Source organism: Devosia sp. LjRoot16 (genome assembly GCF_964252795.1).
Taxonomy (GTDB): domain Bacteria; phylum Pseudomonadota; class Alphaproteobacteria; order Rhizobiales; family Devosiaceae; genus Devosia_A.
Window position 1 is genome coordinate 172,331 of record NZ_CAXUPH020000004.1, and the last position, 21,490, is coordinate 193,820.

22 protein-coding genes are annotated in these 21,490 nt (G+C 65.1%); 8 read left to right on the top strand and 14 right to left on the bottom strand.

Going from position 1 to position 21,490, the window contains the following annotated elements; translation table 11 throughout:
• Positions 1-100: 100 nt before the first annotated feature.
• The 4 genes from ACSQ23_RS18765 to rpiA form a co-directional block, all read right to left on the bottom strand.
• Positions 101-1,483 carry a class II 3-deoxy-7-phosphoheptulonate synthase gene (locus tag ACSQ23_RS18765; protein ID WP_055879580.1) on the bottom strand — a complete coding sequence of 461 codons (1,383 nt, stop codon included), beginning with the start codon at positions 1,481-1,483 and terminating at the stop codon, positions 101-103.
• A 65-nt stretch (positions 1,484-1,548) separates the two neighbouring features.
• The gene (gorA, locus tag ACSQ23_RS18770; RefSeq protein WP_055997357.1) at positions 1,549-2,922 is read right to left on the bottom strand and encodes a glutathione-disulfide reductase; all 1,374 of its coding nucleotides are present in this window, start codon (positions 2,920-2,922) and stop codon (positions 1,549-1,551) included.
• 114 nt (positions 2,923-3,036) lie between these two features.
• A complete protein-coding gene (locus ACSQ23_RS18775; RefSeq protein WP_055879584.1) occupies positions 3,037-3,576 on the bottom strand; it encodes a DUF2059 domain-containing protein in 540 nt (179 codons plus the stop codon).
• Between the two features lie 140 nt (positions 3,577-3,716).
• Positions 3,717-4,409, bottom strand: coding sequence for a ribose-5-phosphate isomerase RpiA (gene rpiA / locus ACSQ23_RS18780; RefSeq protein WP_436091509.1), 693 nt, complete (start codon positions 4,407-4,409; stop codon positions 3,717-3,719).
• A 238-nt stretch (positions 4,410-4,647) separates the two neighbouring features.
• Between rpiA and ACSQ23_RS18785 the strand changes: the two genes are divergently transcribed.
• Complete coding sequence (locus ACSQ23_RS18785) at positions 4,648-5,244, top strand: L,D-transpeptidase (protein WP_055879950.1); 597 nt, start codon at positions 4,648-4,650, stop codon at positions 5,242-5,244.
• Positions 5,245-5,335: 91 nt separating this feature from the next.
• On the top strand, positions 5,336-6,376 hold the full coding sequence (moaA, locus tag ACSQ23_RS18790; protein WP_436091510.1) for a GTP 3',8-cyclase MoaA: 1,041 nt from the start codon (positions 5,336-5,338) through the stop codon (positions 6,374-6,376).
• 177 nt (positions 6,377-6,553) lie between these two features.
• Here moaA and ACSQ23_RS18795 read toward each other — a convergent pair whose 3' ends face one another.
• A complete protein-coding gene (locus ACSQ23_RS18795) occupies positions 6,554-7,321 on the bottom strand; it encodes an SDR family NAD(P)-dependent oxidoreductase (RefSeq protein WP_055879593.1) in 768 nt (255 codons plus the stop codon).
• A gap of 72 nt (positions 7,322-7,393) precedes the next feature.
• Positions 7,394-9,040, bottom strand: a complete 1,647-nt coding sequence (locus tag ACSQ23_RS18800; protein WP_055997349.1) for a GMC family oxidoreductase — start codon at positions 9,038-9,040, stop codon at positions 7,394-7,396.
• Between the two features lie 547 nt (positions 9,041-9,587).
• Between ACSQ23_RS18800 and ACSQ23_RS18805 the strand changes: the two genes are divergently transcribed.
• Complete coding sequence (locus ACSQ23_RS18805) at positions 9,588-9,869, top strand: helix-turn-helix domain-containing protein (RefSeq protein WP_156384565.1); 282 nt, start codon at positions 9,588-9,590, stop codon at positions 9,867-9,869.
• 247 nt (positions 9,870-10,116) lie between these two features.
• On the opposite strand, the gene ACSQ23_RS18810 is transcribed toward ACSQ23_RS18805, so the two are convergent.
• The 3 genes from ACSQ23_RS18810 to ACSQ23_RS18820 all read right to left on the bottom strand — a co-directional run bounded on the left by ACSQ23_RS18810 (position 10,117) and on the right by ACSQ23_RS18820 (position 12,263).
• Positions 10,117-10,998 carry an alpha/beta hydrolase family protein gene (locus ACSQ23_RS18810; protein ID WP_436091511.1) on the bottom strand — a complete coding sequence of 294 codons (882 nt, stop codon included), beginning with the start codon at positions 10,996-10,998 and terminating at the stop codon, positions 10,117-10,119.
• A 1-nt stretch (position 10,999) separates the two neighbouring features.
• A complete protein-coding gene (locus tag ACSQ23_RS18815; protein WP_055879605.1) occupies positions 11,000-11,479 on the bottom strand; it encodes an Lrp/AsnC family transcriptional regulator in 480 nt (159 codons plus the stop codon).
• Between the two features lie 109 nt (positions 11,480-11,588).
• Positions 11,589-12,263 carry a thermonuclease family protein gene (locus tag ACSQ23_RS18820; protein ID WP_082528123.1) on the bottom strand — a complete coding sequence of 225 codons (675 nt, stop codon included), beginning with the start codon at positions 12,261-12,263 and terminating at the stop codon, positions 11,589-11,591.
• Positions 12,264-12,371: 108 nt separating this feature from the next.
• Here ACSQ23_RS18820 and ACSQ23_RS18825 point away from each other — a divergent pair, with 108 nt between their 5' ends.
• Positions 12,372-13,904: a sensor histidine kinase gene (locus ACSQ23_RS18825; protein ID WP_082528124.1), complete on the top strand. Its 1,533-nt coding sequence runs from the start codon at positions 12,372-12,374 to the stop codon at positions 13,902-13,904.
• Positions 13,905-13,973: 69 nt separating this feature from the next.
• Here ACSQ23_RS18825 and ACSQ23_RS18830 read toward each other — a convergent pair whose 3' ends face one another.
• The 3 genes from ACSQ23_RS18830 to ACSQ23_RS18840 are packed head-to-tail and all read right to left on the bottom strand — an operon-like array spanning position 13,974 to position 16,375.
• On the bottom strand, positions 13,974-14,756 hold the full coding sequence (locus tag ACSQ23_RS18830) for an aminoglycoside adenylyltransferase domain-containing protein (RefSeq protein WP_436091512.1): 783 nt from the start codon (positions 14,754-14,756) through the stop codon (positions 13,974-13,976).
• Between the two features lie 55 nt (positions 14,757-14,811).
• Positions 14,812-15,852 carry a nicotinate-nucleotide--dimethylbenzimidazole phosphoribosyltransferase gene (gene cobT, locus ACSQ23_RS18835; RefSeq protein WP_436091513.1) on the bottom strand — a complete coding sequence of 347 codons (1,041 nt, stop codon included), beginning with the start codon at positions 15,850-15,852 and terminating at the stop codon, positions 14,812-14,814.
• A 58-nt stretch (positions 15,853-15,910) separates the two neighbouring features.
• Positions 15,911-16,375: an SRPBCC family protein gene (locus tag ACSQ23_RS18840; RefSeq protein WP_436091514.1), complete on the bottom strand. Its 465-nt coding sequence runs from the start codon at positions 16,373-16,375 to the stop codon at positions 15,911-15,913.
• A gap of 61 nt (positions 16,376-16,436) precedes the next feature.
• Here ACSQ23_RS18840 and ACSQ23_RS18845 point away from each other — a divergent pair, with 61 nt between their 5' ends.
• Positions 16,437-17,291 carry an adenosylcobinamide-GDP ribazoletransferase gene (locus ACSQ23_RS18845; RefSeq protein WP_436091515.1) on the top strand — a complete coding sequence of 285 codons (855 nt, stop codon included), beginning with the start codon at positions 16,437-16,439 and terminating at the stop codon, positions 17,289-17,291.
• Positions 17,292-17,341: 50 nt separating this feature from the next.
• Here ACSQ23_RS18845 and ACSQ23_RS18850 read toward each other — a convergent pair whose 3' ends face one another.
• Positions 17,342-17,971: a glutathione binding-like protein gene (locus ACSQ23_RS18850; RefSeq protein WP_436091516.1), complete on the bottom strand. Its 630-nt coding sequence runs from the start codon at positions 17,969-17,971 to the stop codon at positions 17,342-17,344.
• 118 nt (positions 17,972-18,089) lie between these two features.
• On the opposite strand from ACSQ23_RS18850, the gene ACSQ23_RS18855 reads away from it, so the two are divergent.
• The 3 genes from ACSQ23_RS18855 to ACSQ23_RS18865 are packed head-to-tail and all read left to right on the top strand — an operon-like array spanning position 18,090 to position 20,247.
• Positions 18,090-18,977, top strand: coding sequence for a LysR family transcriptional regulator (locus ACSQ23_RS18855; protein ID WP_436091517.1), 888 nt, complete (start codon positions 18,090-18,092; stop codon positions 18,975-18,977).
• A gap of 50 nt (positions 18,978-19,027) precedes the next feature.
• The gene (locus ACSQ23_RS18860; RefSeq protein WP_055879630.1) at positions 19,028-19,714 is read left to right on the top strand and encodes a retropepsin-like aspartic protease family protein; all 687 of its coding nucleotides are present in this window, start codon (positions 19,028-19,030) and stop codon (positions 19,712-19,714) included.
• A gap of 41 nt (positions 19,715-19,755) precedes the next feature.
• Positions 19,756-20,247: a nucleoside deaminase gene (locus tag ACSQ23_RS18865; protein WP_055997326.1), complete on the top strand. Its 492-nt coding sequence runs from the start codon at positions 19,756-19,758 to the stop codon at positions 20,245-20,247.
• Between the two features lie 157 nt (positions 20,248-20,404).
• On the opposite strand, the gene dusA is transcribed toward ACSQ23_RS18865, so the two are convergent.
• Complete coding sequence (dusA, locus tag ACSQ23_RS18870) at positions 20,405-21,421, bottom strand: tRNA dihydrouridine(20/20a) synthase DusA (protein ID WP_436091518.1); 1,017 nt, start codon at positions 21,419-21,421, stop codon at positions 20,405-20,407.
• Between the last annotated feature and the right edge of the window lie 69 nt (positions 21,422-21,490).

Consider the following 21,490-nt stretch of genomic DNA (forward strand, 5'->3'; position numbering starts at 1 on the left):
CGTGGCATCGATCACCGAGACTGGCGCGTGAGGCGCGAGAAATCACCGGCCGCGGGCGCGGATCCGTGAAACCCAGGAACGCCGCCAGCTGCCGTTTAGTTCACTCGGCCGCCACAATTCTTTCGCGGGCCGGGCGCTGCAGGCGCAGTTCCTCGGCGACGAGGAAGGCGAGCTCGAGCGCCTGGCTGGCATTGAGCCGCGGGTCGCAATAGGTGTGGTAGCGATCCTGCAGGCCCGCTTCAGTGATCGCCGCTACGCCACCGCCGGTGCACTCGGTGACGTCGTCACCGGTCATCTCGATATGGATGCCGCCGGCATAGGTGCCCATGGTGCGGTGGATCTCGAAAAAGCTCTTCACTTCGCTGAGCACGCGCTCGAACGGCCGGGTCTTGTAGCCATTGGACGCCTTGACGGTGTTGCCGTGCATCGGATCGGAGCACCAGACCACCACCTTACCCTCGGCCTTCACCGCTTCGATGAGGCGCGGCAGGTGATCGGCGATCTTGTCGGAGCCGAAGCGGCCGATCAGCGTGATGCGACCGGCCTCGTTGCTGGGGTTCAGCTTGTCGATGATGCGCAGCAGGTCGTCGGCCACGAGGCTCGGGCCACACTTTACGCCAACCGGATTGCGGATACCCGAGAAGTATTCGACATGTGCCGCGTCGACCTGGCGTGTGCGGTCGCCGATCCACAACATGTGACCGGAGGTGGCGTAATAGTCGCCGGTGATCGAGTCCCGGCGGGTCAGCGCTTCCTCGAAGCCGAGCAGCAGCGCTTCATGCGAGGTGTAGAACTTGGTCTCGCGCAGCGACGGGGTATTGTCGGGGGTGAGGCCGAGGGCGCGCATGAAATCGATGGCATCGTCGATCTTCTGGGCCAGTTCCTCGAAGCGCGGATAGGCGTTCGAGTCCTTCATGAAGCCCATGGTCCACTCATGGACGCGGGTCAGGTCGGCATAGCCGCCCGAGGCGAAGGCGCGCAGCAGGTTGAGCGTCGCAGCCGACTGGCGGTAGGCGAGCAGCAGGCGTTCAGGATCGGGAACCCGAGCGGCTTCGGTGAAGCCGATGTCGTTGATGATGTCGCCGCGATAGCTCGGCAGCGTCAGGCCATCAATGGTCTCGGTGTCGGACGAGCGGGGCTTGGCGAACTGGCCGGCGATGCGGCCAACCTTCACCACGGGCTTCGAAGCACCGTGAGTCAGCACCACTGCCATCTGCAGGAAGACGCGGAAGAAATCGCGGATGTGGTCGGCGCCATGCTCGGCAAAGCTCTCGGCGCAATCGCCGCCCTGCAGCAGGAAAGCCCTGCCCTCGGCAACCTCAGCCAGCTGATGCTTCAGCTCGCGCGCCTCGCCAGCGAAAACCAGCGGAGGGAACTTGCGCAGCTGCGCTTCGGCCGCTTCCAGCTTCGCCGGATCCGGATAGGCCGGCACCTGCGAAATCGGTTTCTGTCTCCAGCTTTGCGGCGTCCAAGTCGTCGGCATCACGCGTATCTCCCAGTCGGCGGGCGGAATAGCAGGGGATTGCGGCGGTGTGAAGCCGCCGCCCACTACTGCTTTTGGCCGCCGCGATAGACGTAGCTCGGCTTCTTGAAGGTCACGAGCTCCTCGGCGGCGGTCGGGTGCATGGCCATGGCGCGGTCGAAATCGGCCTTCGTCGCCTTCATGCCCAGTGGGATCGCAGCCATCTGGATAATCTCGGCAGCGCCGGGGCCAAGGATGTGGACACCCAGCACCTCGCCGCCGTCAGGCCTGGTGATGAGCTTGATCATCATGCGGTCGGACTTCAGCGACAGCGTGTTGATCATCGGGCGGAAGCGGGTGACGTAAACGTCGATATCGCCATGCGTGGCGGCGTCATGCTCGGGGAGCCCGACAGTGCCGACCTCGGGTTCAGCGAACACCGCCTCGCCGATGAGCGAGTGATCGACGGCAGTTGGCTTATCGCCGAATACAGTGTCGGCGAAGGCGTGCCCTTCACGGATGGCGACCGGGGTCAGCTGGGCGCGGTTGGTGACGTCGCCCACGGCATAGATAGAGGGCACGCTGGAGCGCGAATAGGCATCGACCACCACCGCGCCGTCCCAGGCCAGCTCGACCCCGGCAGTTTCGAGCCCGAGCCCGGCGGTGTTGGGCGAACGGCCGGTGGCGAACATCACCGCGCCGAACGGGGCATCGACGCCATCGGAGAAGCTGACGGTAATGTCCTTGCCGGTCTGGCGCAGGCCGAGCACGTTGGTCTGGTGGATGATCTTGACGCCGCGCGCTGCGAGCCCGGCCTCGAGCCCGACCCGCAGGTCCTCATCGAAGCCGCGCAGCAGCCGGTCGCCGCGATAGACGATGGTGGTGTGCACCCCCAGACCGGAGAAAATGGTCGCGAACTCCACCGAAATGAAGCCACCGCCCTCGATGAGGATGGAGTGCGGGAGCTTTTCGAGATGGAACGCCTCGTTGGAGGTGATGCCCAGTTCCTTGCCCGGGATATCCGGGATGAAGGGATGCGCGCCCGTGGCAATCAGGATGGTCTTGGCGGTCAGCTCCCGGCCCGACCTCAGCTTCACGCTGTTCGGCCCGGTCACCGTCGCGCGGTCGCGGATGATCTCGGCGCCAGGCTTTTCGAGCCCCGCCACATAGGCCGCCTCGAGCCGGGCGATCTCCTTGTCCTTGTTGGCAACGAGGGTTGCCCAGTCGAAGCTTGGCGTGCCGACATCCCAGCCGAAGCTGGGCGCGATCTCGAACAGGTCCTTGTAGCGCGAGGCGTAGACGAAGAGCTTCTTGGGCACGCAGCCGCGGATGACGCAGGTGCCGCCGACCCGGTACTCCTCGATGATGGCGACCTTTGCGCCATAGGTCGCGGCGATCCGCGCCGCCCGCACGCCGCCCGAACCGGCGCCGATCACCACGAGATCGTAACTGTCGCTCATTGCCTACCCCGAACCCAAAAAACCTCGCGCGGTGGCAGGGCCTTAGGGGCCTACCCCGGACGTAAAAAAGCCCCGCGCGATGGCGGGGCCTTCAATCAGATAGGGTGCCTAAGCTCAGCTGTCGATACCCTTGGCCTTCAGTTCGGCGCGAACGGCCGTGAAGAATTCGGTGTTCAGGTTGCCCGAGTAGACGTCCATGATCCGGTTGATGGTGCCGCTCATCGCCGAGTTCGACTTGGCCAGCTTGATGCCGGTCGGAGTCGAATAGAAATCGACGATCTGCTGCAGCTCTTCCTGGGTGAAGGAGAGCGCATAGACCCGCGCGAACTGGTCGAACAGCTCGCCCTTGCGGCCCTTGTAGGTCGCGATCACCTTTTCGATCGCCGAGTTCAGCGGCTCGGCGATCTCCGGGTTCTGCGGCAGCAGCTGCTTATAGGTGTTGATGCCTGCCTGCACGATGGTGGCTTCGTAGAGGCCGCCGGTGTCGGTCAGATCGACGTACTTGCGCGCCAGGGCGAGGTGCTCGGGCGAGATTTCCGAGGCTCCCTGCCCCAGGGCGGGCAGCGCCGCGAAGCTCGACAGGATCAGAGACAGCAATGCGGCGACAAGCATCGGCGCGCGTTTGAAGGTGGACGTCATCAGCTTGGTGCCCATCTGGTTCTTGTTTCCCCTGCTGGAGCTGATCGCCGTTTCCGTGAAACGCCGACATCCCCAAGTCGTTGTTTGTCGCGCTTCCGAACCGGAAAAGTCTGCACTTTTCCCGGAAGCTCTCTTAGCCTCTATCCGAGCGGCAATCAGCCGTCCAGAACGTCGACACCCGCGGAACCAGCCACGTAGGCCCGCTTGCAGAGCCCGATGAACAGGCCATGCTCGACCACGCCCGGAATGTCGGCCAAGGCTTTCGCCAGTGCTTCTGGCTGAGGAATACGGCCAAAAAAAGCGTCGAGGATGGCGTGTCCGCCGTCGGTGACGAAGGGCGTTCCATCGGGCTTCAGGCGGCGACGCAGGTCACCTTCGGCATTGAAATCGGCCATTACGGCGCCAATGGCGGCCGCGGTGGCGCCGAGACCAAAATGATTGACCTCGATCGGCAGGGGGTATCGGCCGAGCATTTCGACCCGCTTACTCTGGTCGGCAATGACGATCATCCGCTTGGAGGCCGCAGCGACGATCTTTTCGCGCAGCAGGGCGCCGCCGCCACCCTTGATCAGCGCCAGGCCGGGGCCGAGTTCATCGGCACCATCGACCGTGAGATCGAGTTCGGGCGTCTTTTCGAGGTCGGTGAGCGGGATGCCGAGGCCCTTTGCCTGAGCCGCAGTGACTTCAGAGGTCGGGATGCAGATCACATCCAGCCCGTTCTGCACGGCACGGCCGACGATATCGACGAAGTGTTTGGCCGTTGAACCGGTGCCCAGGCCCAATCGCATGCCGCTCGTGACTTCGGCCATTGCCGCCTCGGCGGCGCGGTACTTCTGGTCATCGCTCATCAAGCAGTCCTCCCCTTCCGGCCGGACCTAGGAGAGGCGCGAGGGCCTGTCAACCTAGCCTTTTCACGCAGAGGTGAATGGAAATGTCACATCGAGGCAACACATTGTGGCTGTGGTGTTCTGAGTTTGTCCGAATCGTGGCATGGCCCGTTCACTGCCTGTTAGGAACAGTTTATCAACCATCCGGAACTGGCTCAGAATCAGGGTCGATTACGTCAAGAGGCGCAGTTTGAAGAAAATCTCCAAGACCAAGATTGTGGTCGCCGCTCTTTTGTCGGCGATCCTGTCGCTGTCACTAGCCGCTCCGGCCACGGCAGCGAGGCGTGTCTACGATCCCGCCACCGACACCTGGTCGGAAGCTGGCGCGGTCAAGGCCGGCTCCAGGCGCGGCAGTGCGATCGCGAAGCAGATCGTCGACTACGACAGCAAGTTCAAGCCGGGCACGATCGTCGTCGAGACGTCCGAGCGCCGGCTCTACCTTGTGCTCCAGGACGGCAAGGCGATGAAGTATGGCATCGGCGTCGGCCGTGACGGCTTCCGCTGGTCGGGCCAGCACCGCATTACCCGCACCGCCGAGTGGCCGGGCTGGACGCCGCCGGCGCAGATGCGCAAGCGTGTTCCCGACCTGCCGGCCTATATGCCGGGTGGCCCGGACAATCCGCTCGGCGCTCGTGCGCTCTACATCGGCTCGACGCTGTACCGTATCCACGGCACGTCGGAGCCTTGGACCATCGGCCAGGCCGTATCTTCGGGCTGCATCCGGCTCACCAACGAAGATGTCACCGATCTCTACGAGCGTGTGAAGGTCGGCGCCCTGGTGGTCGTGCACCAGTAACGGCAGAGCACTGCGAATTCGGAAGGGCTGGCTCCACGGAGCCGGCCCTTTCTTGTTTTGCTGTCCGGGCAAACGTGCGGTAAAAAGGGGAATGTCCCTGACGCTTCTCGAACAGCCGAACCTCGCTCCGACCGGTGCGGAGCGCCCGCTCGTCGACCGCTATGGCCGGCGGATCACCTACCTCAGGGTATCGGTGACCGACCGCTGCGACTTCCGCTGCGTCTACTGCATGTCGGAGCACATGACGTTCCTGCCCAAAAAGGACGTGCTGAGCTTCGAGGAGATCGACACCATCGTGAACGCCTTCATCGCCCGCGGGGTGAGGAAGGTGCGGCTGACCGGCGGCGAACCGCTGGTGCGACGCGACATCATGGAACTGGTGGAGAAGATCGGCACCCATATCGGGCACGGGCTCGAGGAACTGACGCTCACCACCAACGGCAGCCAGCTGCGCCGTCATGCCGAGGGCCTGGCGCGCGCCGGAGTGAAGCGGCTCAACGTATCGCTCGACACGCTCGACGAGCAGCGCTTCGCCGAGATCACCCGTCGCGGTCGGATCGCCGATGTGCTCGATGGGATCGACGCGGCTGATGATGCCGGGCTCAAGATCAAGATCAACATGGTGGCGATGCGCGGCGTCAATGAAGACGAGATCGAGCCGATGCTGCACTGGGCGCATGGCCGCGGTTTCGGGCTGACGCTGATCGAAGGCATGCCGCTGGGCGAGGTCGGCATCGACCGGGTCGACACCTACCTGCCGCTCAAGGAAATGCGCGAGCGGCTGCAGGCCAAGTACACGCTGGAGCCCACCGGTCACCGCACCGGCGGGCCGGCGCGCTACGACTACGTGGCTGAGACCAACGGGCTGGTCGGCTTCATCACGCCGATGAGCCACAATTTCTGCGAGAGCTGCAACCGGGTCCGGCTGACCGCAACCGGTCAGCTCTATATGTGCCTGGGACAGGACGACATGGTCGACCTGCGCGCGGCGATCCGCGAGGGCGGCCCGGAAGCGTTGGACACGGCGCTGGATCGGGCGATGCTGCTGAAGCCCAAAGGGCACGATTTCGTGCTGGATCGCGACCACACTGCACCGGCCTTGAGCCGGCACATGAGTGTCACGGGGGGGTAGCGTCTCGCCCGCGGGGAGTAGTGCCTTACTGATAGAGACGGCCCCCTCCCGGCCTCCCCCATGAAGGGGGAGGTGAAGAGTTGAGGCTCTGTCTTCAATCGTGCCCAGCACTGGATGCGGCACCTCCCCCTTCATGGGGGAGGATGGGAGGGGGCCGTCTGTTTCCGTCAGCCCCAACTAGCGAACCGTGTACCCGCCATCCACCACCAGCACTTCGCCGGTCACGTAACCGGACGCCGGCGAGCAAAGGTAGAGCGCCGCGGCGCCGATATCGATGGCCGAGCCCGGGCGCTTCATCGGCGTCATGTCACGCCACACCGGGCCCCAGACCGGGTCGGCGAGGCCGCCATTGGTCATGTCGGTGGTAATGTAGCCGGGGGCGATGGCGTTCACGCGGATGCCGTCATCGGCATAGTCGGAGGCGAGACTCTTGGTCAGCATGTGCACCGCGGCCTTTGACGCATTGTAGGCGGCCTGCGGCTGCGGGATGTTGGAGATGAGGCCGGAGATCGAGCCGATGTTCAGCATCACGCCGCTCTTCTGGGCCCGCATCGGGCCGAGCGCCGCCTGGCAGGCGCGGAAGACACTGTCGACGTTGATATCCATCAGCCGGCGGTACTGCTCTTCGGGGAAGCTGTGGGTGTCGCCGTGCTGGGCAACGCCGGCATTGTTGACGAGGATATCGAGCCTGCCGCCGCCGAGCTTTACGGCCTCGGCCACCAGTTGCGCCGGCACTGCCGGATCCTGCACGTCGCCCTGCAGGTAGTCCACCTGGCGGCCCAGGTCCTTGAAGCGCTGCACCACATCGGGCTTGGGCACCCTGGACGAGAGAATGACGTGGGCGCCGGCATCGCTCAGCGCTTCGACGATGCCGAGGCCGATGCCACGGGTGGCGCCGGTGACCAGCGCGACTTTGCCGTCCAGACGAAACAGATCGAAAATCATCGTATTTCCCTCCAAGGCGTGGTCAGGAAAAGTTGCAGACCTTTCCAGCTCGACCACGCGACAACCAAGACTTCAGTGCGTTGCGGCGTGCGGCGGCCGATCGAGGCCGAGGATGAAATCGGCACAGCGGTCGCCCAGCATCATGGCGGGCGCCGTCGTATTGCCGGCATTGATGTTGGGCACCGCCGACATATCGGAGACCCTGAGGTTGTCGACGCCGCGGACGCGCAGGCGCGCGTCGAGCACCGCCATCGGATCGCCGTCGGCGCCCATCTTCGCAGTGCTGGCCGGGTGGTAATTGGTCTTGACGAAGCGTCGGCAATGTTCGGCCATCACTTCGTCGCTGAGATCGGGACCGGGTGGCGCGATGACCTTCTCGATACGCTTGCCAAGTGCGCCCGACAGCAGCACGTCGCGGAAGAAGCGCTGGCCCTCGACCATCATCCGCATATCGTCGGGGTGTTGCAGCAGGTGCGGCGAAACCAGCGGCATATCGGCCGGGTTAGCGGAGCGGAGTTCGACATAGCCGCGCGACTTGGGTTTCACCAGCACCGTAGTGATGGTGACCCCATAGGTGTCGTCGAACACCTTGAGCAGGTCGCGGTCGAGATAGACGATGGGCACGCAGAAGGCCTGGATGGACGGCGGTGCGTCGCGGTCGACGGGGTTGATGAAGGCGCCTGCCTCGAAGCCGGCGGAGAGGATCGGGCCGTTGCCGAACAGCTTGAAGTTGAGGCCGTTCTTCAGCATGCGCCAGCCGACGCCCTGCCTGAAGTAGCCGTAGGGGCCGTTGGCCACAGAGATCACCGGGACCTCCGGGTGGTCGATCAGGTTGCGCCCGACGCCGGGCAGATCGACCAGCGTCTTGATGCCGTGGCTGTCGAGCTGTTCGGCGGGACCGAGGCCCGAGAGCATCAACAGCTTGGGCGTCACCAAGGCGCCGGAACTGAGCACGATATCGCCGGACGAATGGACGGTATGCTCGGCCCCTCTGCCATCGCGATAGGTGACGCTGACGGCACGGCCGTTCTCGATGTTGATTTTCTGCACGGCGGCGCGGAGCCGCACGGTCAGGCGCGGGTCGTCTTTCAGCGGCTCGATATAGGCGTAGGCGGCGCTGGAGCGTTTCCCCTTCCTGTTCATGAACTGGTAGAAGCCGACCCCGCGCTGCGTCACACCGTTGAAATCATTGGTGAAGGGTTCGCCCTTCTGCTGCACGCTCTGCACGAACCAGCGCGACACATCGTCGACATGGCCAGGATCGGAGACGAGCAGCGGACCATCGTTGCCGTGGAAATCATTGCTGAGCCTGTTGTTGCCTTCGATGCGGCGGAAGTGCTGCAGCACGGTCGACCAGTCCCAGGCCGCGCCATCGTTGCTGCCGCGCAGGATCTGGTCCCACTCGTCATAGTCCGATGGCCGGCCGCGCATATAGACCTGGGCGTTTACCGAGGTGCCGCCGCCGAGCACATTGCCCTGCGGGATATCGTGGACGCGACCATTCAGGTGCTGCTGCGGCACCGTGTGGTGATAGGTCATGTATTTCGAGCCGTTGATCAGCTTGAAGATGCCAGGCGGCATGTCGAGGAGCGGGTGGTGGTGCGAGTGGCCCGCCTCGAGCAGCAGCACGCGGCGCCCACCATCGGTCACCAGCCGGGCCGCCGCAACGCAGCCCGACGCTCCCCCTCCGATCACGATGTGATCGAATTCCTCCCGCATCTCTCGCCCCCTCCAGGACTGCGCCGACCGGCGCCAGACGGACGTTTTCGTCCTTGCTGGCAGAGCACAATAGACGGCGCGCGGGAAATGTCGAACGGTCAGGCGCCGAACTTTTCGCACCTGCTCCTGGCGTCCGTCACGCCGATACACGGAAACCGCCGCGCCCGGCGGGCCTGTGGTCAATTGATCATTGACAGTCGGGCTCAAGTTACATTTTCTGTTGCAACGGACTGGACTGCCGATTGTGTCCAGTTACTGCAACTATACATCCAGAGCAGTTTTTGTTCTTTTTTGATCAACACACTGCATCGACTGAGCGATTTTTGCTCATCGGCAAAATGTGATTGTGGCCGGCACTGTCCCGATCCAATTTCGCCGCATAGGGTGCGTGATGAAGGCGATAGCGTGACTTCAGGCGTTGGGGGGCAACAAACCAGCGTTCTGATGTGGGGGAAATGACAATAATAAATACGCGACCAGGCATTACTGGGCATAGCGACTGCGAGGCGAAGGACCGGACGAATCTGTGGTGGGAGGGATCCCGCCCGTGAACCAGCATTCGCACATGCAGCCGGGGCTGATTGAAACTCCGACAGATACCCTGTCACACGCTCAGATCCGCGCCGCGCGCGCCTATCTGGGTTGGACGGCGCTCGAACTTGCCGAGGAGTCCGGGGTGTCGTTCTCCACGGTTCGCCGGGTCGAGATGCCCGGGCACCGAGCCGTGCGCGACGAGAATGTCGCGGCGATCCGCCAAGCATTCACCCGTCATGGCGTCCGCTTCGTCACCCACTCCGATGGCAGTCTGGGGATCGCCGGGCGCAGCTAGCGTGTTTTACGGGTGAGTTGAACCACGGGACGCAGGAGCAGTACGACCGGATCACTTACCTGCGGCGATGCGGCGGACGAGGTAGGCCCACTGCTTCACCTCCCCACCGGATGTCATCCCAGCGAAAGCTGGGACCCAACTCGCCACCTGCACCAGCGGACAGATGGGTCCCAGCTTTCGCTGGGATGACATCGAGTTGGTGGAGCAATAGTGCTGCCCAATCATGAAACGACCTAGCCAGCCGAATCTAAAGGTTCTCGGCGAAGAACCTCAGCGCGGCTTCGCGCATGCGCGGCGTCTCCTGGTGCTTCACACCCGGCTCCGACACCAGTTGCAGCCGGCTGGGCGTGTTCGCATAGGCGGCGCTGGTTTCTTCCCATGCCAGCGCCACGGCGGCCGGCGGGGTCAGGGAGTCGGCCTCGCCGATGCAGATGAGCTGCGGGCGCGGCGCCACCAGTGCGCCGATGGCGCCGGCATCCGCCTCGTTCAGCAGCCCCGGTACGATCAGGTAAACGCCGTGACCATCATGGTTGCCGAGCTCGATCATCTTGCGGAGGTCGGCAAAGCAACAGAGGTGGGTGACAGCCTTGATGCGCTCGTCCATCGCGGCGAGCCAGTAGCTCAACGTGCAGCCCATCGAGATGCCAAAGGCGCCGATGCGGGCAGGATCGACATCCGGGCGCGAGGCGAGGTAGGTCAGCGCCGCCGAGTGGTCGCAGAGCATCTGCCCGAACAGGCCCTTGCCGTACCAGAGCAGCGCCTTGGCCGCCGCGCTCTCGGTGATGGTGGAACGCTTGCCGAACACCGGCATGTCGATCGAGAGGGTCACATAGCCTGCACGGGCGAAGACCGGACCGAGCGGATCGAGCAGATATTCGCGGCCATCGAGCAGCTCATCGGCGCCGATATCATAGCGTCCGCCATGCGAGTGCCCGTAGAGGATCGCGGGCAGCCTGCCCTCAGCATGCAACGGCCGGGTCAGAATGCCACGTACCTCGGTGTCGCCGAGCAGCAAGGTCAGGTGTTCGACCTCGTAGCCGTTGCGCTCTTGGATGCGGGCAGCGCTGAGCGACACAACCGGTTCCACCAGCCCGACGAGCTGGCGCAGCCTCTCACGGGTAATGGCCATGTTACTTGTCGTCGTCGGAGACGATGGCGAACTCAAGCGGCAATGCCGTGGTGTACTTGATCTGGCCCATGGCGAAGGACGAGCTGACGTCGGTCAGATTGATCTTCGAAATCAGCTTCTTGTAGAACGAGTCATAGGCCGCGATATCGGGAACGACGACACGCAGCAGGTAGTCCACCTCGCCGCTCATCCGATAGAACTCGACCACCTCGGTGAAATCCTCCACCACAGCAGCGAACTTCCGCATCCACGCATCATTGTGCTCGTTGGTGCGGATCGACACGAACACCGTGACGCCGGCATTGATCTTGGTGGGGTCCAGCACCGCGACGCGGCCCTTGATGATCCCGTCCTCTTCCATCTTCTGGATGCGGCGCCAGCACGGCGTCGTCGACAGCCCAACCTTGCGGCCGATTTCGGCAACCGGAGTCGTCGCGTCCTTCTGCAGGAGCGCCAGAATCTTGCGGTCGATCTTGTCCAAAGCTATGGCAGCCCCCTAGAAATCAGATTGCGTGACTGTGAGAAAATCAGCGCCACGACGCAAAGATGGTCGGATAAGGTGGCCATACAACGCAAATATCTTGCGCCTGTCAACTGGGTAGAAGCCCCCAAAGCCAGGCCAAAAAGCGCTCGAAGCGGCTGGGATTCCCGGCCTCGCCGGCACCACCCTCGGCCTCGCGCCGACGCCAATCCGCCGGGGTATCGAATTGCCCCTGCCACAGCCCGCGCCTGGCCCGCCTCGCCTGGCTCTCGGCCCCCGCGTAGCGGTCCGTTGCAGTTGCAAGTCCGTCCGTGACCATGGTCTCGGCGATATCCACCTTGCCGGCGCGGCAGACGGCCAGCAGCCGGCGGTAGCGATCGTGGCCCTCCGGTCGGCAGGACAGCGTGCGGTTACGGGTCAATTCCCGCATGCGGGTGGCCGCGGCCTTGCCGCAATCCCACGAGCCGCCATCGGCCGTCCGGCAGGTCTGGTTCCATTCCGGCGCATCGATCCCTGGCAGCCGAATGCGCTGCCCGCTGATGTCGATGGTGTCGCCGTCGCTCACCCGCTCGACCTGACCGGTCAGCAGCGGGCCATCGAGCGTGAATGGAGCATCAGCGAGCAGCAGATAGGCGACGATCCCCAGCCCGGCGAGAATGACCAGCCAGCTGCGCCAACGAAACCTGCGACGGCGAGGCAGCGGGTTGCGGCGGCCGTTCGCCCAGGCGGGCATGGCCCGGTGGAGGGTCGGCTGCAACTGCTTCTCGCCACGGGCTTTTCCCATCCCGAGCCCCCGCCCTTCACCCTAACTTAACCATGCGAGGCTAAGGGTTTTTGCACAAGCGTAACGAACGCGTTTCCTGTTCGTAGTGTTTAGTCGAGTACTGCGTAAATGTCGTTGAAGCCCGCGATGCACGATCAGGACGTGCGCGCCCAGATGGGCCGCGAGCTTCGTCGCAACTCGCAGCGGGCGGTGTTCGACGCGCGACAGCGCCTCACCTCCAGTTCCGGCACCCGCGCTTCCTTCGATTTCGAACTGCTCGACGAATATGCCAGCTCGCGGCTCGGCGGGCTCCTCGCAGTACCGGCGCTGGTTCTCATTCTCGCGCTGTTCTCGAGCCTGTGGGTTCCGCCATTGGCGGCGGCCGGATGGGCAGCGCTGGTGATCGTCGCCAATCTCGCAGTGATCTGGCTGTGCCGGCGGCTGAAGACCGAGGACCCCGCCAAGTTCAATGCCGGCCGCTGGACCACGACGTTCATCGCGGCAGAGCTGGTCAACGGCATCGCGTGGGCGCTGCTGGCGCTGTTCACCCTGGTGGCTGAAGATCGGATGGCGCTGCTGGTGGCGATGTTTGCAATCGCGCTGGTTGGCATCGCCGCCAATGCGGTGGCGACACGCACCCTGCCCGGTGCAACGCTGATGAGCACCCTCCCCGCAGCGGCCACCGTGACCATCACCTTGCTGCTGGCGGGAGGAACGCTCAATTGGGCGCTGGCCGCGGTGGTGGTGGGCGGCGAGATGTTCTTTGTCTACCTCGCCAAGCAGCTCTACGCCTCGGAGCTCGAGACCATCGAGCACCAGTCGGAGAAGGACGCGCTGATCAACGAACTCGAGGAAGCGCGCGAGATGAGCGATGAAGCCCGGCGGCATGCCGAGCAGGCGAACATCGCCAAGTCGCAGTTCCTCGCCACGATGAGCCACGAGCTGCGCACGCCGCTCAACGCCATCATCGGCTTTTCGGAGGTGCTGCAGTCCGAGCTGCTCGGGGCGCACAACGTGCCGCAATACAAGGAATATGCCGGGGACATTCACTCCTCGGGCCAGCACCTGCTCAACCTGATCAACGAGTTGCTGGATCTGAGCCGCATCGAGGCGGGCAAGTACGACCTCAACGAGGAAGCGGTGTCGCTGATCGACATCGCCGAAGATTGCCGGCGTATGGTCGAGATCCGCGCCAAGGGCAAGGGCATCGAACTCAGTGTCAGCTATGCACACAACCTGCCCAAGCTGTGGGGCGATGAGCGGGCGATCCGCCAGGTGGTATTGAACCTGCTCTCCAATGCCATCAAGTTCACCCCCCAATCGGGCAAGGTGCACCTGATGGTGACGCGTTCGGGCGATGGCGGCCAATTGATCAGCGTGCGCGACAACGGCCCGGGCATCCCGGAGAGCGAGATCGAGACGGTGCTGAGCTCGTTCGGCCAGGGTTCGCTGGCGCAGAAGACGGCGGAACAGGGGGCGGGCCTCGGCCTGCCCATCGTGCAGAAGATCATGGAATTGCACCAGGGCCGGTTCGACCTGTTCTCAAAACTCCGCTTCGGCACCGAAGTGATCGCGACATTCCCGCGGGCCCGTGTCATGGACGCGCTGGCGCCGGTGGTGGAAAAGAAGCCGCGGTTGCGGATCTACTCCGAAGCGAGCTGAGGGTGGCTGCAGGTACCGGCCTCATCTCCCTCCTTGCGGGGGAGATGAGGCATCGAGCATGCAGCTTCGTCAGGCCACGGTCTCGCCGATCGCCATCTCGACGAAGGCCAACGTATCTCTGCGCCTGGCGAACGGATTGCCGTAGTTCGACGGCTGGCCGCGGCGATAAGCCAATGCTTCCTCGATGATCGGGCGCCAGCGCGGCTCGAACGCTGTCAGCGCCCATTCGCCGGCGGCGGACTTCGAAGCGATCTCGCCGGTGACCCCAGTGTAGGCCAGCCGGCTGATGCCGAGCACGCCCCACATCGGGGCGGCGCGGCCGAGCATGGCGGGCGAGATCCCGGAAGCCCGCGCCAGCCAACGGCGCCAGTAGGTGGCCGCATTGTCGCGGACCCAGCTCACCAGGTGCGCGCGATCCTGCCACAGGGCCGAGCGATCAAGTTCGCCGACCAGGGTCACCGCACCAGGCAGCGCGTGCCAGGTGACCGGGTTGCGGTTGCCCCGGGCCGCGATGACGAAATCGCCCTGCTGCGAGGTCGGGCCATCGTCAATGGGGTCGGGGCCGGCGCCGAGCTCGGCTTCGGTGAGCCAGATGCCGTCAAGGTTCGGCAGGGTCGGATCGGTGCGGTAGCTGCGGTGAACCAGCACCAGCGCCTCGGCATCCTCGTCGGTCAGCGGGCGCGACAGCACGGCAACGAAATCAAGGTCGCTCATGGCCGGACGGAAGTCGCCGTCGGCGATGGAGCCGATGAGATGGAGGCCGGTGATCAGGTCGGCGGTGTTGCGCTGCAGCAGGCTGACGAAATGGCCAGTAGCGAGGTCAATGGTTGCCTCCGCACCGGCCACGATCATCGCCTAGCTCTCCTTGTCGCTGCCCCCGGGGTCAGTTCTTGTCGCTGACCCCGGGTCAGTTCTTGTCGCTGACCCCGGCGCTGCCGAAAGTGGCCATGTTGTTGTGGAGGTGGAGCGCGGTCTTAGCAAGCACGGCGGCCAGCGCTGCGCCGCTCCCCTCCCCCAGCCGCATGCCGAGGTTGAGCAACGGGCGCTTGCCCATCGCCTCGAGTGCACGGGCGTGGGCGTGCTCGCCCGACAGGTGCCCGAAGATACAGTGCTCGATCGCCTCCGGGTTCACCGCCTGCGCGATGGCGGCTGCGGCGGTGGCGACGAAGCCATCGACGATCACCGGGATCTTCTGCTGGCGGGTCGAGATGATGGCGCCGAGCATGGCGGCAATCTCACGGCCGCCGAGCCGGGCGAGGATGGCGAGCGGATCGGTCAGCGCGTCACGGTGCAGCGCCAGGGCGCGATCGACGGCATCGGCCTTGCGGGCGAGGCCGGCATCGTCGACGCCGGTGCCGCGGCCGACCCAATCGGCACCGGTGCCGCCGAACAGTGCAGCGTAGATGGCGGCGGCAACGGTGGTGTTGCCAATGCCCATCTCGCCAATGGCGAGCAGATCGGGCTTACCGGCTACCGCTTCCATGCCATAGGCGACGGTGGCGGCGCACATGCGATCGTCCATTGCGGCGGTACGGGTGATGTCGCCGGTGGGCAGTTCCAGCGCCAGCTCGAAGATGCGCAGGTTCAGCTCATGCAGCGCGCAGATCTGGCTGATGGCAGCGCCGCCGGCGGTGAAGTTGGCGACCATCTGCGCCGTCACTTCGCGCGGAAAGGCGGAGACGCCCTGGTCGGTGACGCCGTGATTGGCGGCGAAGATCGCGACCATCGGGTTGTCCAGGGTGGGCTTCGACTTACCCTGCCAGCGGCCGAGGAACTCGACCAGTTGCTCGAGTTCGCCGAGCGAGCCGGGCGGCTTGGTAAGCTGGCGATCACGCTGGCGGATGGCAGCGACCGCGCTTTCATCACCCGAGGGTGCGATGTGCAGGAGGTCAATGATATCGGCGAAGGGGGACGGCAATTTCGGCTCCGGCTCGGGGACGCCACTCATGGGCGAGTCCGGCCCCAAGAGTCCAGCGCGATCGGGATCAGCAATACTGACCCGGAGCTCAGCCGATGCCCAGCCGGGCCTTGAGATCGGCCTCGCCCCAGCCCATCAGGACGTTGTGGTTCCAGGCAAAGACCGGACGCAGCACCGGCGCCAGGGTTCGCATCCAGGGCTTGCCCAGGTCGACGCGCCAATCGTAGCGCACTGCCGTTCCTGCTCCGTCGGCAAGCAGGGTCCAGAGGCCCACGCCGCTGAGCTCGCCGCTGGCCCGGCCCTCGATCAGATGCATCGGCTCGATACGGGTCGAAAGGACATCGAAGGTGATGCTGTAGGGCAGCGCCGTCGCCCAGGTCAGACGGCGGAGCGCCCCGACACCACCGGCATCGCCGTCGCGGAGCCGCTCCACCTTGCGGACGGCGCGCCACCACGAGGGCCAGGCATCGACATCGACAATCTCGGGCCAGACTCGATCCAACGGCGCAGCAATCCGCCAATGCGACACCAGTTCGAACTCAGTGGCACTCACCTTGCATTGCCCCCTCGGCTGAAGGACAAGCGAGCATCGACCCATGGCAAGGGAACTGCAAGTGAGCGACGACGCGCCTCGGACGCCCCCGCGGCAGGACAACCATCGCCCGGGCGCGGAGCCTCAGCCGCCGCAGCCCGAAGCCTATGGCTGGCGCCTGGCGGATGACCTAATCATGGGGCTCAGGTTCTTCTCGCGGCTGCCGACCGGCGACAGCCCGTTCGAGAAACCGAACCTCAACCGCATCGCGGTGGGGCTCAGCTTCACCAGCGTCGCCATCGGGTTCCTGCCGGCATTGCTGATGATGATTGCCGCCTGGCTCGGGGTGCCGAGCTATTTCGCAGCGACGCTGGGGGTCGCCGCGATGCTGGTCGCCACCGGCGCAATGGCCGACGACGCGTTGGCCGACAGCGCCGACGGGCTGATCGGCGGAGCGACGATCGAGCGGCGGCTCGAGATCATGAAGGACAGCCGGCACGGCACTTATGGAGTGGCGGCGATCGGGCTTTACCTGCTGCTGCGGGTGACGGCGATCGGCGCGGTAGCGGCGTACAATCCGCTCGCCGCCGGTGCGATCTGGCTGGCTTCGACGGTGATCGGGCGCTCGGCGTCGTTGTGGGTAAGCGTCGCGCTGCCCAATGCCCGCGAGGGTGGGGCGTCGGCCTCAGTCGGACGGGTGTCGCGGAAAGCGTTCTTCGGGGGCATGGGATTTGCGGTGCTGCTGGCATTCGTCCTCGCCGCACCGTTCACCAGCGTCGTCGCGGTGATCCTGTCGCTCGCCGCGGCGGCAGGCGTCGCGGCGGCGTGGGTGTGGGTCTGCCGCAAACTGATCGGCGGACAGACCGGCGACCTGATCGGGGCGCTGCAGGCGCTGATCGAGGTCGCCGTGCTGACCGTGCTGCTGGTGTTCGTCTAGCTCCCCTCCCCCTTGAGGGGAGGGGAGCGAAGTCTCCGTGCGAGGCGGCGTTACGCGGCCTGCGCAGCCGGGCTGGCCGAATGCATCTTCAGCGCGGCGCGAACCTGCGGGCGAGCCTTCATCCGCTCGAACCAGGCGCGGATGTTGGGGAAGTCGGTCAGCGGTGTCTTCGCCGCCGCGGCCCAGTTGGCCATCACGAACAGGTAAGCGTCGGCGACGGTGTAGTCGCCCAGGAGCCACGCTCTGCCCTCGAGCTGGTGCTCGACAATGGCGTAGCGGGCGGCGACGCGCTTGCGGGCATAGTCCTGCGCCAGTTCCCCGACCTCGGGGTGGAACAACCAGGGCGAGTAGGTCTTGTGCAGTTCGGTGCCGAGGAAGGTCAGCCACTGGTTGAGTTCCCGCCGCTCGGTCGTACCCTGTGCGGGCGCCAGCCCGGCCGCCGGATTCAGGTCGGCGAGATATTGCAGGATGATCCCGGCCTCGCTGACCTCGGTGCCGTCGTCGAGCCCGAGCAGCGGCACATAGTTGCGGGCGTTGATCTCGGTATAGAGCAGGCCATCGGCCAGGGTGTGCGGTTCGCCGATGATGTCGACATAGACGAGGTCCAGCGCGATCCCGGCTTCGGCCGCGGCAATTGCCGGGGCGAGCGAGCATCCGTAGGGGTGGTAGTAGAGCTGCATTTCAGTCTCTCCGGTTGGTGATGCCGAAGAGCTAGTCGCCGCACCTGCGAAAGGCGAATGGTGATTTCGCCATCAGCATTTGCATGATTGCAAACACGAAAGCTGCTATGTCGGCGAGATGGAAAACTGGAACGACCTGAAGCTGGTGCTCGCCATCGCGCGGGCCGGCACCCTCGGCGGCGGCGCCACGGCGCTCGGCGTCAACCATTCCACCGCCTTCCGGCGTCTCAATACGCTGGAGGAAAAGCTCGGGGTGCGGCTGTTCGAGCGACTGCCGGGCGGCGTCTACCAGACAACGACCGAGGGCGAGCGGGTCGCCACCACCGCCGAGCGGGTGGAGACCGAGGCGGATGCCCTGAGCCGCGAGGTCGGGGGCCGGGACCAGCGGCTGGTTGGGGCGCTGCGCGTCACCTCGTCCGAAACGCTGGCCTATAGCGTGTTGACCGAGCAGCTGGCGCAGTTCCGCGTGGCGCATCCGGGGATCGTGGTCGAACTCGTCGTCGACAACCGGGTGCTGAGCCTCAGCCGGCGCGAGGCGGACATTGCCCTCAGGGTGACGCGGCCCAAGGAGCCGGACCTGTTCGGACGCAAGCTCGCCGACATTGCCTGGGCCATTTATGGCGCGCCATCGCTCGGGCCGCTGGACGATATTGCCGGGCGCAACTTCATCGGCTGGGGCGCCGAGGTGACGGGAATCGCGGCGGCCGACTGGCTGGGAGAGAACATCGAGCCGCGTCATATCGTCTATCGCGCCAACAGCCTGATCAACCAGTTCACCGCCGCCAAGGCCGGAATCGGCTATGCGATGCTGCCCTGCTACCTCGGCGACATCGAGCCGGACCTCATGCGCGCCGCCGCCGGGCCGGTCATCGAGTTGACACGCGAGCTGTGGATCGTCACCCATGCTGACCTCAGGAAGACGGCGCGAGTCAGGGCCTTCTTCGATATCGTCGGCGACGGGCTGGTCGAGCAGAGTTCACTGTTCTCCGGCCGGCGCGGTGCTTGAATTGCGACTGGGGCTCCCCATTCGTGGAGTGCGTCAGCTAAGGGATCTGCATGCTGTTCATCGGTTTCGCCCTCGTCATCGCCATCGGCCTGGCCCTGCTGGTCAGCGCCGACGCCGGGTCGATGGTTGGCCTCACGCAGAACCAGCTCGGGCAGTTGCTGCCGCTGGTGGTGATCCTGATCTTTATCGCCGGCGGGCTGTTCTCGCGGCGCTACAAGTTTTCCGAGCTGTTCGGCAACCTGGTGCTGTGGGCCGGTATCTTCGGCGTGGTGCTGGTCGGCTACACCTATCGCGACGACCTGACCCTGGTGGCATCACGCGTGTTCGGCGAGCTGATGCCGGGGATCGCGGTGGTCGACGGCGAACGTGGCAGCGCCACCTTCCGCGGCGGTCGCGACGGGCACTTCCAGATCAACGCCACCATCAACGGCTCGGACATCCGGACCATCTTCGACACCGGCGCGAGCGCCGTGGTGCTGACGCATGATGACGCGCAGAAGGCCGGCTACGCCACGGAGACACTGCGCTACGATATCTCGGTCTCCACCGCCAACGGCACCGGCAAGGCGGCGGCGGTGACGCTCGACCAGGTCGAGGTGGGTGGGATCGTGCGCAACAATGTGCGCGCCTTCATCGCCGAACAGGGCGCTCTGGAGCAGAGTCTGCTCGGCATGACCTTCCTCGGCACGCTCAGCCGCTATGCGGTGAGCGGCAACGCGCTGGAACTGGTCGACTGAGCAGCGCTGGGGCATAGTCTCCTCGGATCACGGAGACCTCGATGCCACAACGTAGCTATGACGAAGCCCTGCTGCGCCAATCCTTTGCCGTCGCCAAACGCTCGCGCGATGGCGGCGACCATCCGTTCGGCTCCCTCCTGGCGGACAAAGCCGGCAAGGTGCTGCGTGAACAGGGGAACGGCTACAGTTCGGAAGGTGGCGACCGCACCGCGCATGCCGAAAAGCTGCTGGCTTCGTGGGCGGCCAAGAACCTCAGCCTCGAAGAGCTGAAGGACTGCACGCTCTACACCTCGGCCGAGCCCTGCGCCATGTGCTCCGGCGCCATCTATTGGGCCGGCATTGGCCGGGTGGTGTTCGGCCAGACCGAGCGCGACCTGAAGGCGCAGACTGGTGCGCACGAGGAAAACCCGACGCTGGATCTGCCGTGCCATATCGTGTTCGAGGCCGGGCAGCGGCCGACCGAGATCGTCGGACCGTTGCTGGCGGAGGAAGCGGCGCAGCTGCAAGCGGATTTCTGGAAGGAGAAGGGGTGAAGCTGAGCAAGCGACCCCACCTTCATCCGCCCTTTCGGGCACCTTCTCCCATCAAGGGAGAAGGCCCGACTGCGATGTCGGTGGGATGGCCTTCTCCCCTTGTGGGAGAAGGTGGGCGAAGCCCGGATGAGGGGTCGCCCCACGGGGACAATCGCCACTAAACCGCCAGCTGCAGTTCCGGCTCGAGCGCGTCGAACGCCCGCATGATCACTTCCGGACCAGCGCCGCGCTTCGCCGCGTCGACGCTCAAGATCTGACGGAAGGTGCGGGCGCCGGCGCGGGCGTTGGCGAGGCCCAGCATGTGGCGGGTGATGTTGTTGAGCCGCGCCCCCTTGCCGATCTCGCGCTCGGCGTAGTCGGCCATCGCGACCATCACATCGCGCAGCTCGATCGATTTCTTCGGCGCGCCGAAGAAGCGCTCGTCGACCAGGCTCAGCAGCATCGGCTCATGGTAGGCGACGCGGCCGAGCATGACGCCGGACATGTGCGCCATATGCGCTTCGGCTTCCTTGATGGTCTTGATGCCGCCGTTGATCATTACTGGAAGCGGCCCGAGACGCTGGGCGAGGCGATAGACCCGCGGGTAGTCGAGCGGCGGGATCTCGCGGTTTTCCTTGGGGCTGAGGCCCTTGAGCCAGGCCTTGCGGGCGTGCACATAGAGCGCATCGACCCCGGCCGCCACCATGACGTCAGCAAAGCGATCGAGGCTCTCCTCGGTGTCCTGGTCGTCGATGCCGATACGGCATTTGACCGTTACCGGCAGGTCGGTGGCATCGCGCATCGCGCGGACGCACTCGGCGACGAGTTCCGGCTCGGCCATCAGGCAGGCACCGAAACGGCCCGACTGCACCCGATCGGACGGGCAGCCGACATTGAGGTTGATCTCGCGATAGCCGAACTCGCTGGCGATACGGGTGGCTTCGGCCAGCTCCTTCGGATCGGAACCGCCGAGCTGCAGCGCCACCGGCTGCTCGACCTGGTCGAAGCCCAGCAGCCGCTCGCGCGGGCCGTGCACCACTGCCGCGCTGGTCACCATCTCGGTGAACAGCAGCGCCTCGGAGGTGAGCAGCCGATGCAGGACCCGACAGTGACGGTCAGTCCAATCCATCATCGGGGCCACCGAGAAGCGGCGGGCGGTTGCGAGGTCGTGTGCCATGGCCGGGAGATAGGGCATGCGGCGCAAAAATGCCAGCCATGCAGATTTAGCTTGGTTTCTAATAGTTCCGTTCGTTGACTTCGTATG

Coding starts and splice junctions, on each gene's coding strand:
- ACSQ23_RS18800 (WP_055997349.1), bottom strand. CDS start 9,040: ATGCGGGAGGAATTCGATCACATCGTGATCGGAGGGGGAGCGTCGGGC.
- dusA (WP_436091518.1), bottom strand. CDS start 21,421: ATGCCCTATCTCCCGGCCATGGCACACGACCTCGCAACCGCCCGCCGC.
- moaA (WP_436091510.1), top strand. CDS start 5,336: ATGTCCCTGACGCTTCTCGAACAGCCGAACCTCGCTCCGACCGGTGCG.
- ACSQ23_RS18775 (WP_055879584.1), bottom strand. CDS start 3,576: ATGGGCACCAAGCTGATGACGTCCACCTTCAAACGCGCGCCGATGCTT.
- rpiA (WP_436091509.1), bottom strand. CDS start 4,409: ATGAGCGATGACCAGAAGTACCGCGCCGCCGAGGCGGCAATGGCCGAA.
- ACSQ23_RS18855 (WP_436091517.1), top strand. CDS start 18,090: ATGGAAAACTGGAACGACCTGAAGCTGGTGCTCGCCATCGCGCGGGCC.
- ACSQ23_RS18830 (WP_436091512.1), bottom strand. CDS start 14,756: ATGATCGTGGCCGGTGCGGAGGCAACCATTGACCTCGCTACTGGCCAT.
- ACSQ23_RS18765 (WP_055879580.1), bottom strand. CDS start 1,483: ATGCCGACGACTTGGACGCCGCAAAGCTGGAGACAGAAACCGATTTCG.
- ACSQ23_RS18795 (WP_055879593.1), bottom strand. CDS start 7,321: ATGATTTTCGATCTGTTTCGTCTGGACGGCAAAGTCGCGCTGGTCACC.
- ACSQ23_RS18810 (WP_436091511.1), bottom strand. CDS start 10,998: ATGGCCATTACCCGTGAGAGGCTGCGCCAGCTCGTCGGGCTGGTGGAA.
- ACSQ23_RS18860 (WP_055879630.1), top strand. CDS start 19,028: ATGCTGTTCATCGGTTTCGCCCTCGTCATCGCCATCGGCCTGGCCCTG.
- cobT (WP_436091513.1), bottom strand. CDS start 15,852: ATGAGTGGCGTCCCCGAGCCGGAGCCGAAATTGCCGTCCCCCTTCGCC.
- ACSQ23_RS18820 (WP_082528123.1), bottom strand. CDS start 12,263: ATGGGAAAAGCCCGTGGCGAGAAGCAGTTGCAGCCGACCCTCCACCGG.
- ACSQ23_RS18825 (WP_082528124.1), top strand. CDS start 12,372: ATGTCGTTGAAGCCCGCGATGCACGATCAGGACGTGCGCGCCCAGATG.
- gorA (WP_055997357.1), bottom strand. CDS start 2,922: ATGAGCGACAGTTACGATCTCGTGGTGATCGGCGCCGGTTCGGGCGGC.
- ACSQ23_RS18865 (WP_055997326.1), top strand. CDS start 19,756: ATGCCACAACGTAGCTATGACGAAGCCCTGCTGCGCCAATCCTTTGCC.
- ACSQ23_RS18850 (WP_436091516.1), bottom strand. CDS start 17,971: ATGCAGCTCTACTACCACCCCTACGGATGCTCGCTCGCCCCGGCAATT.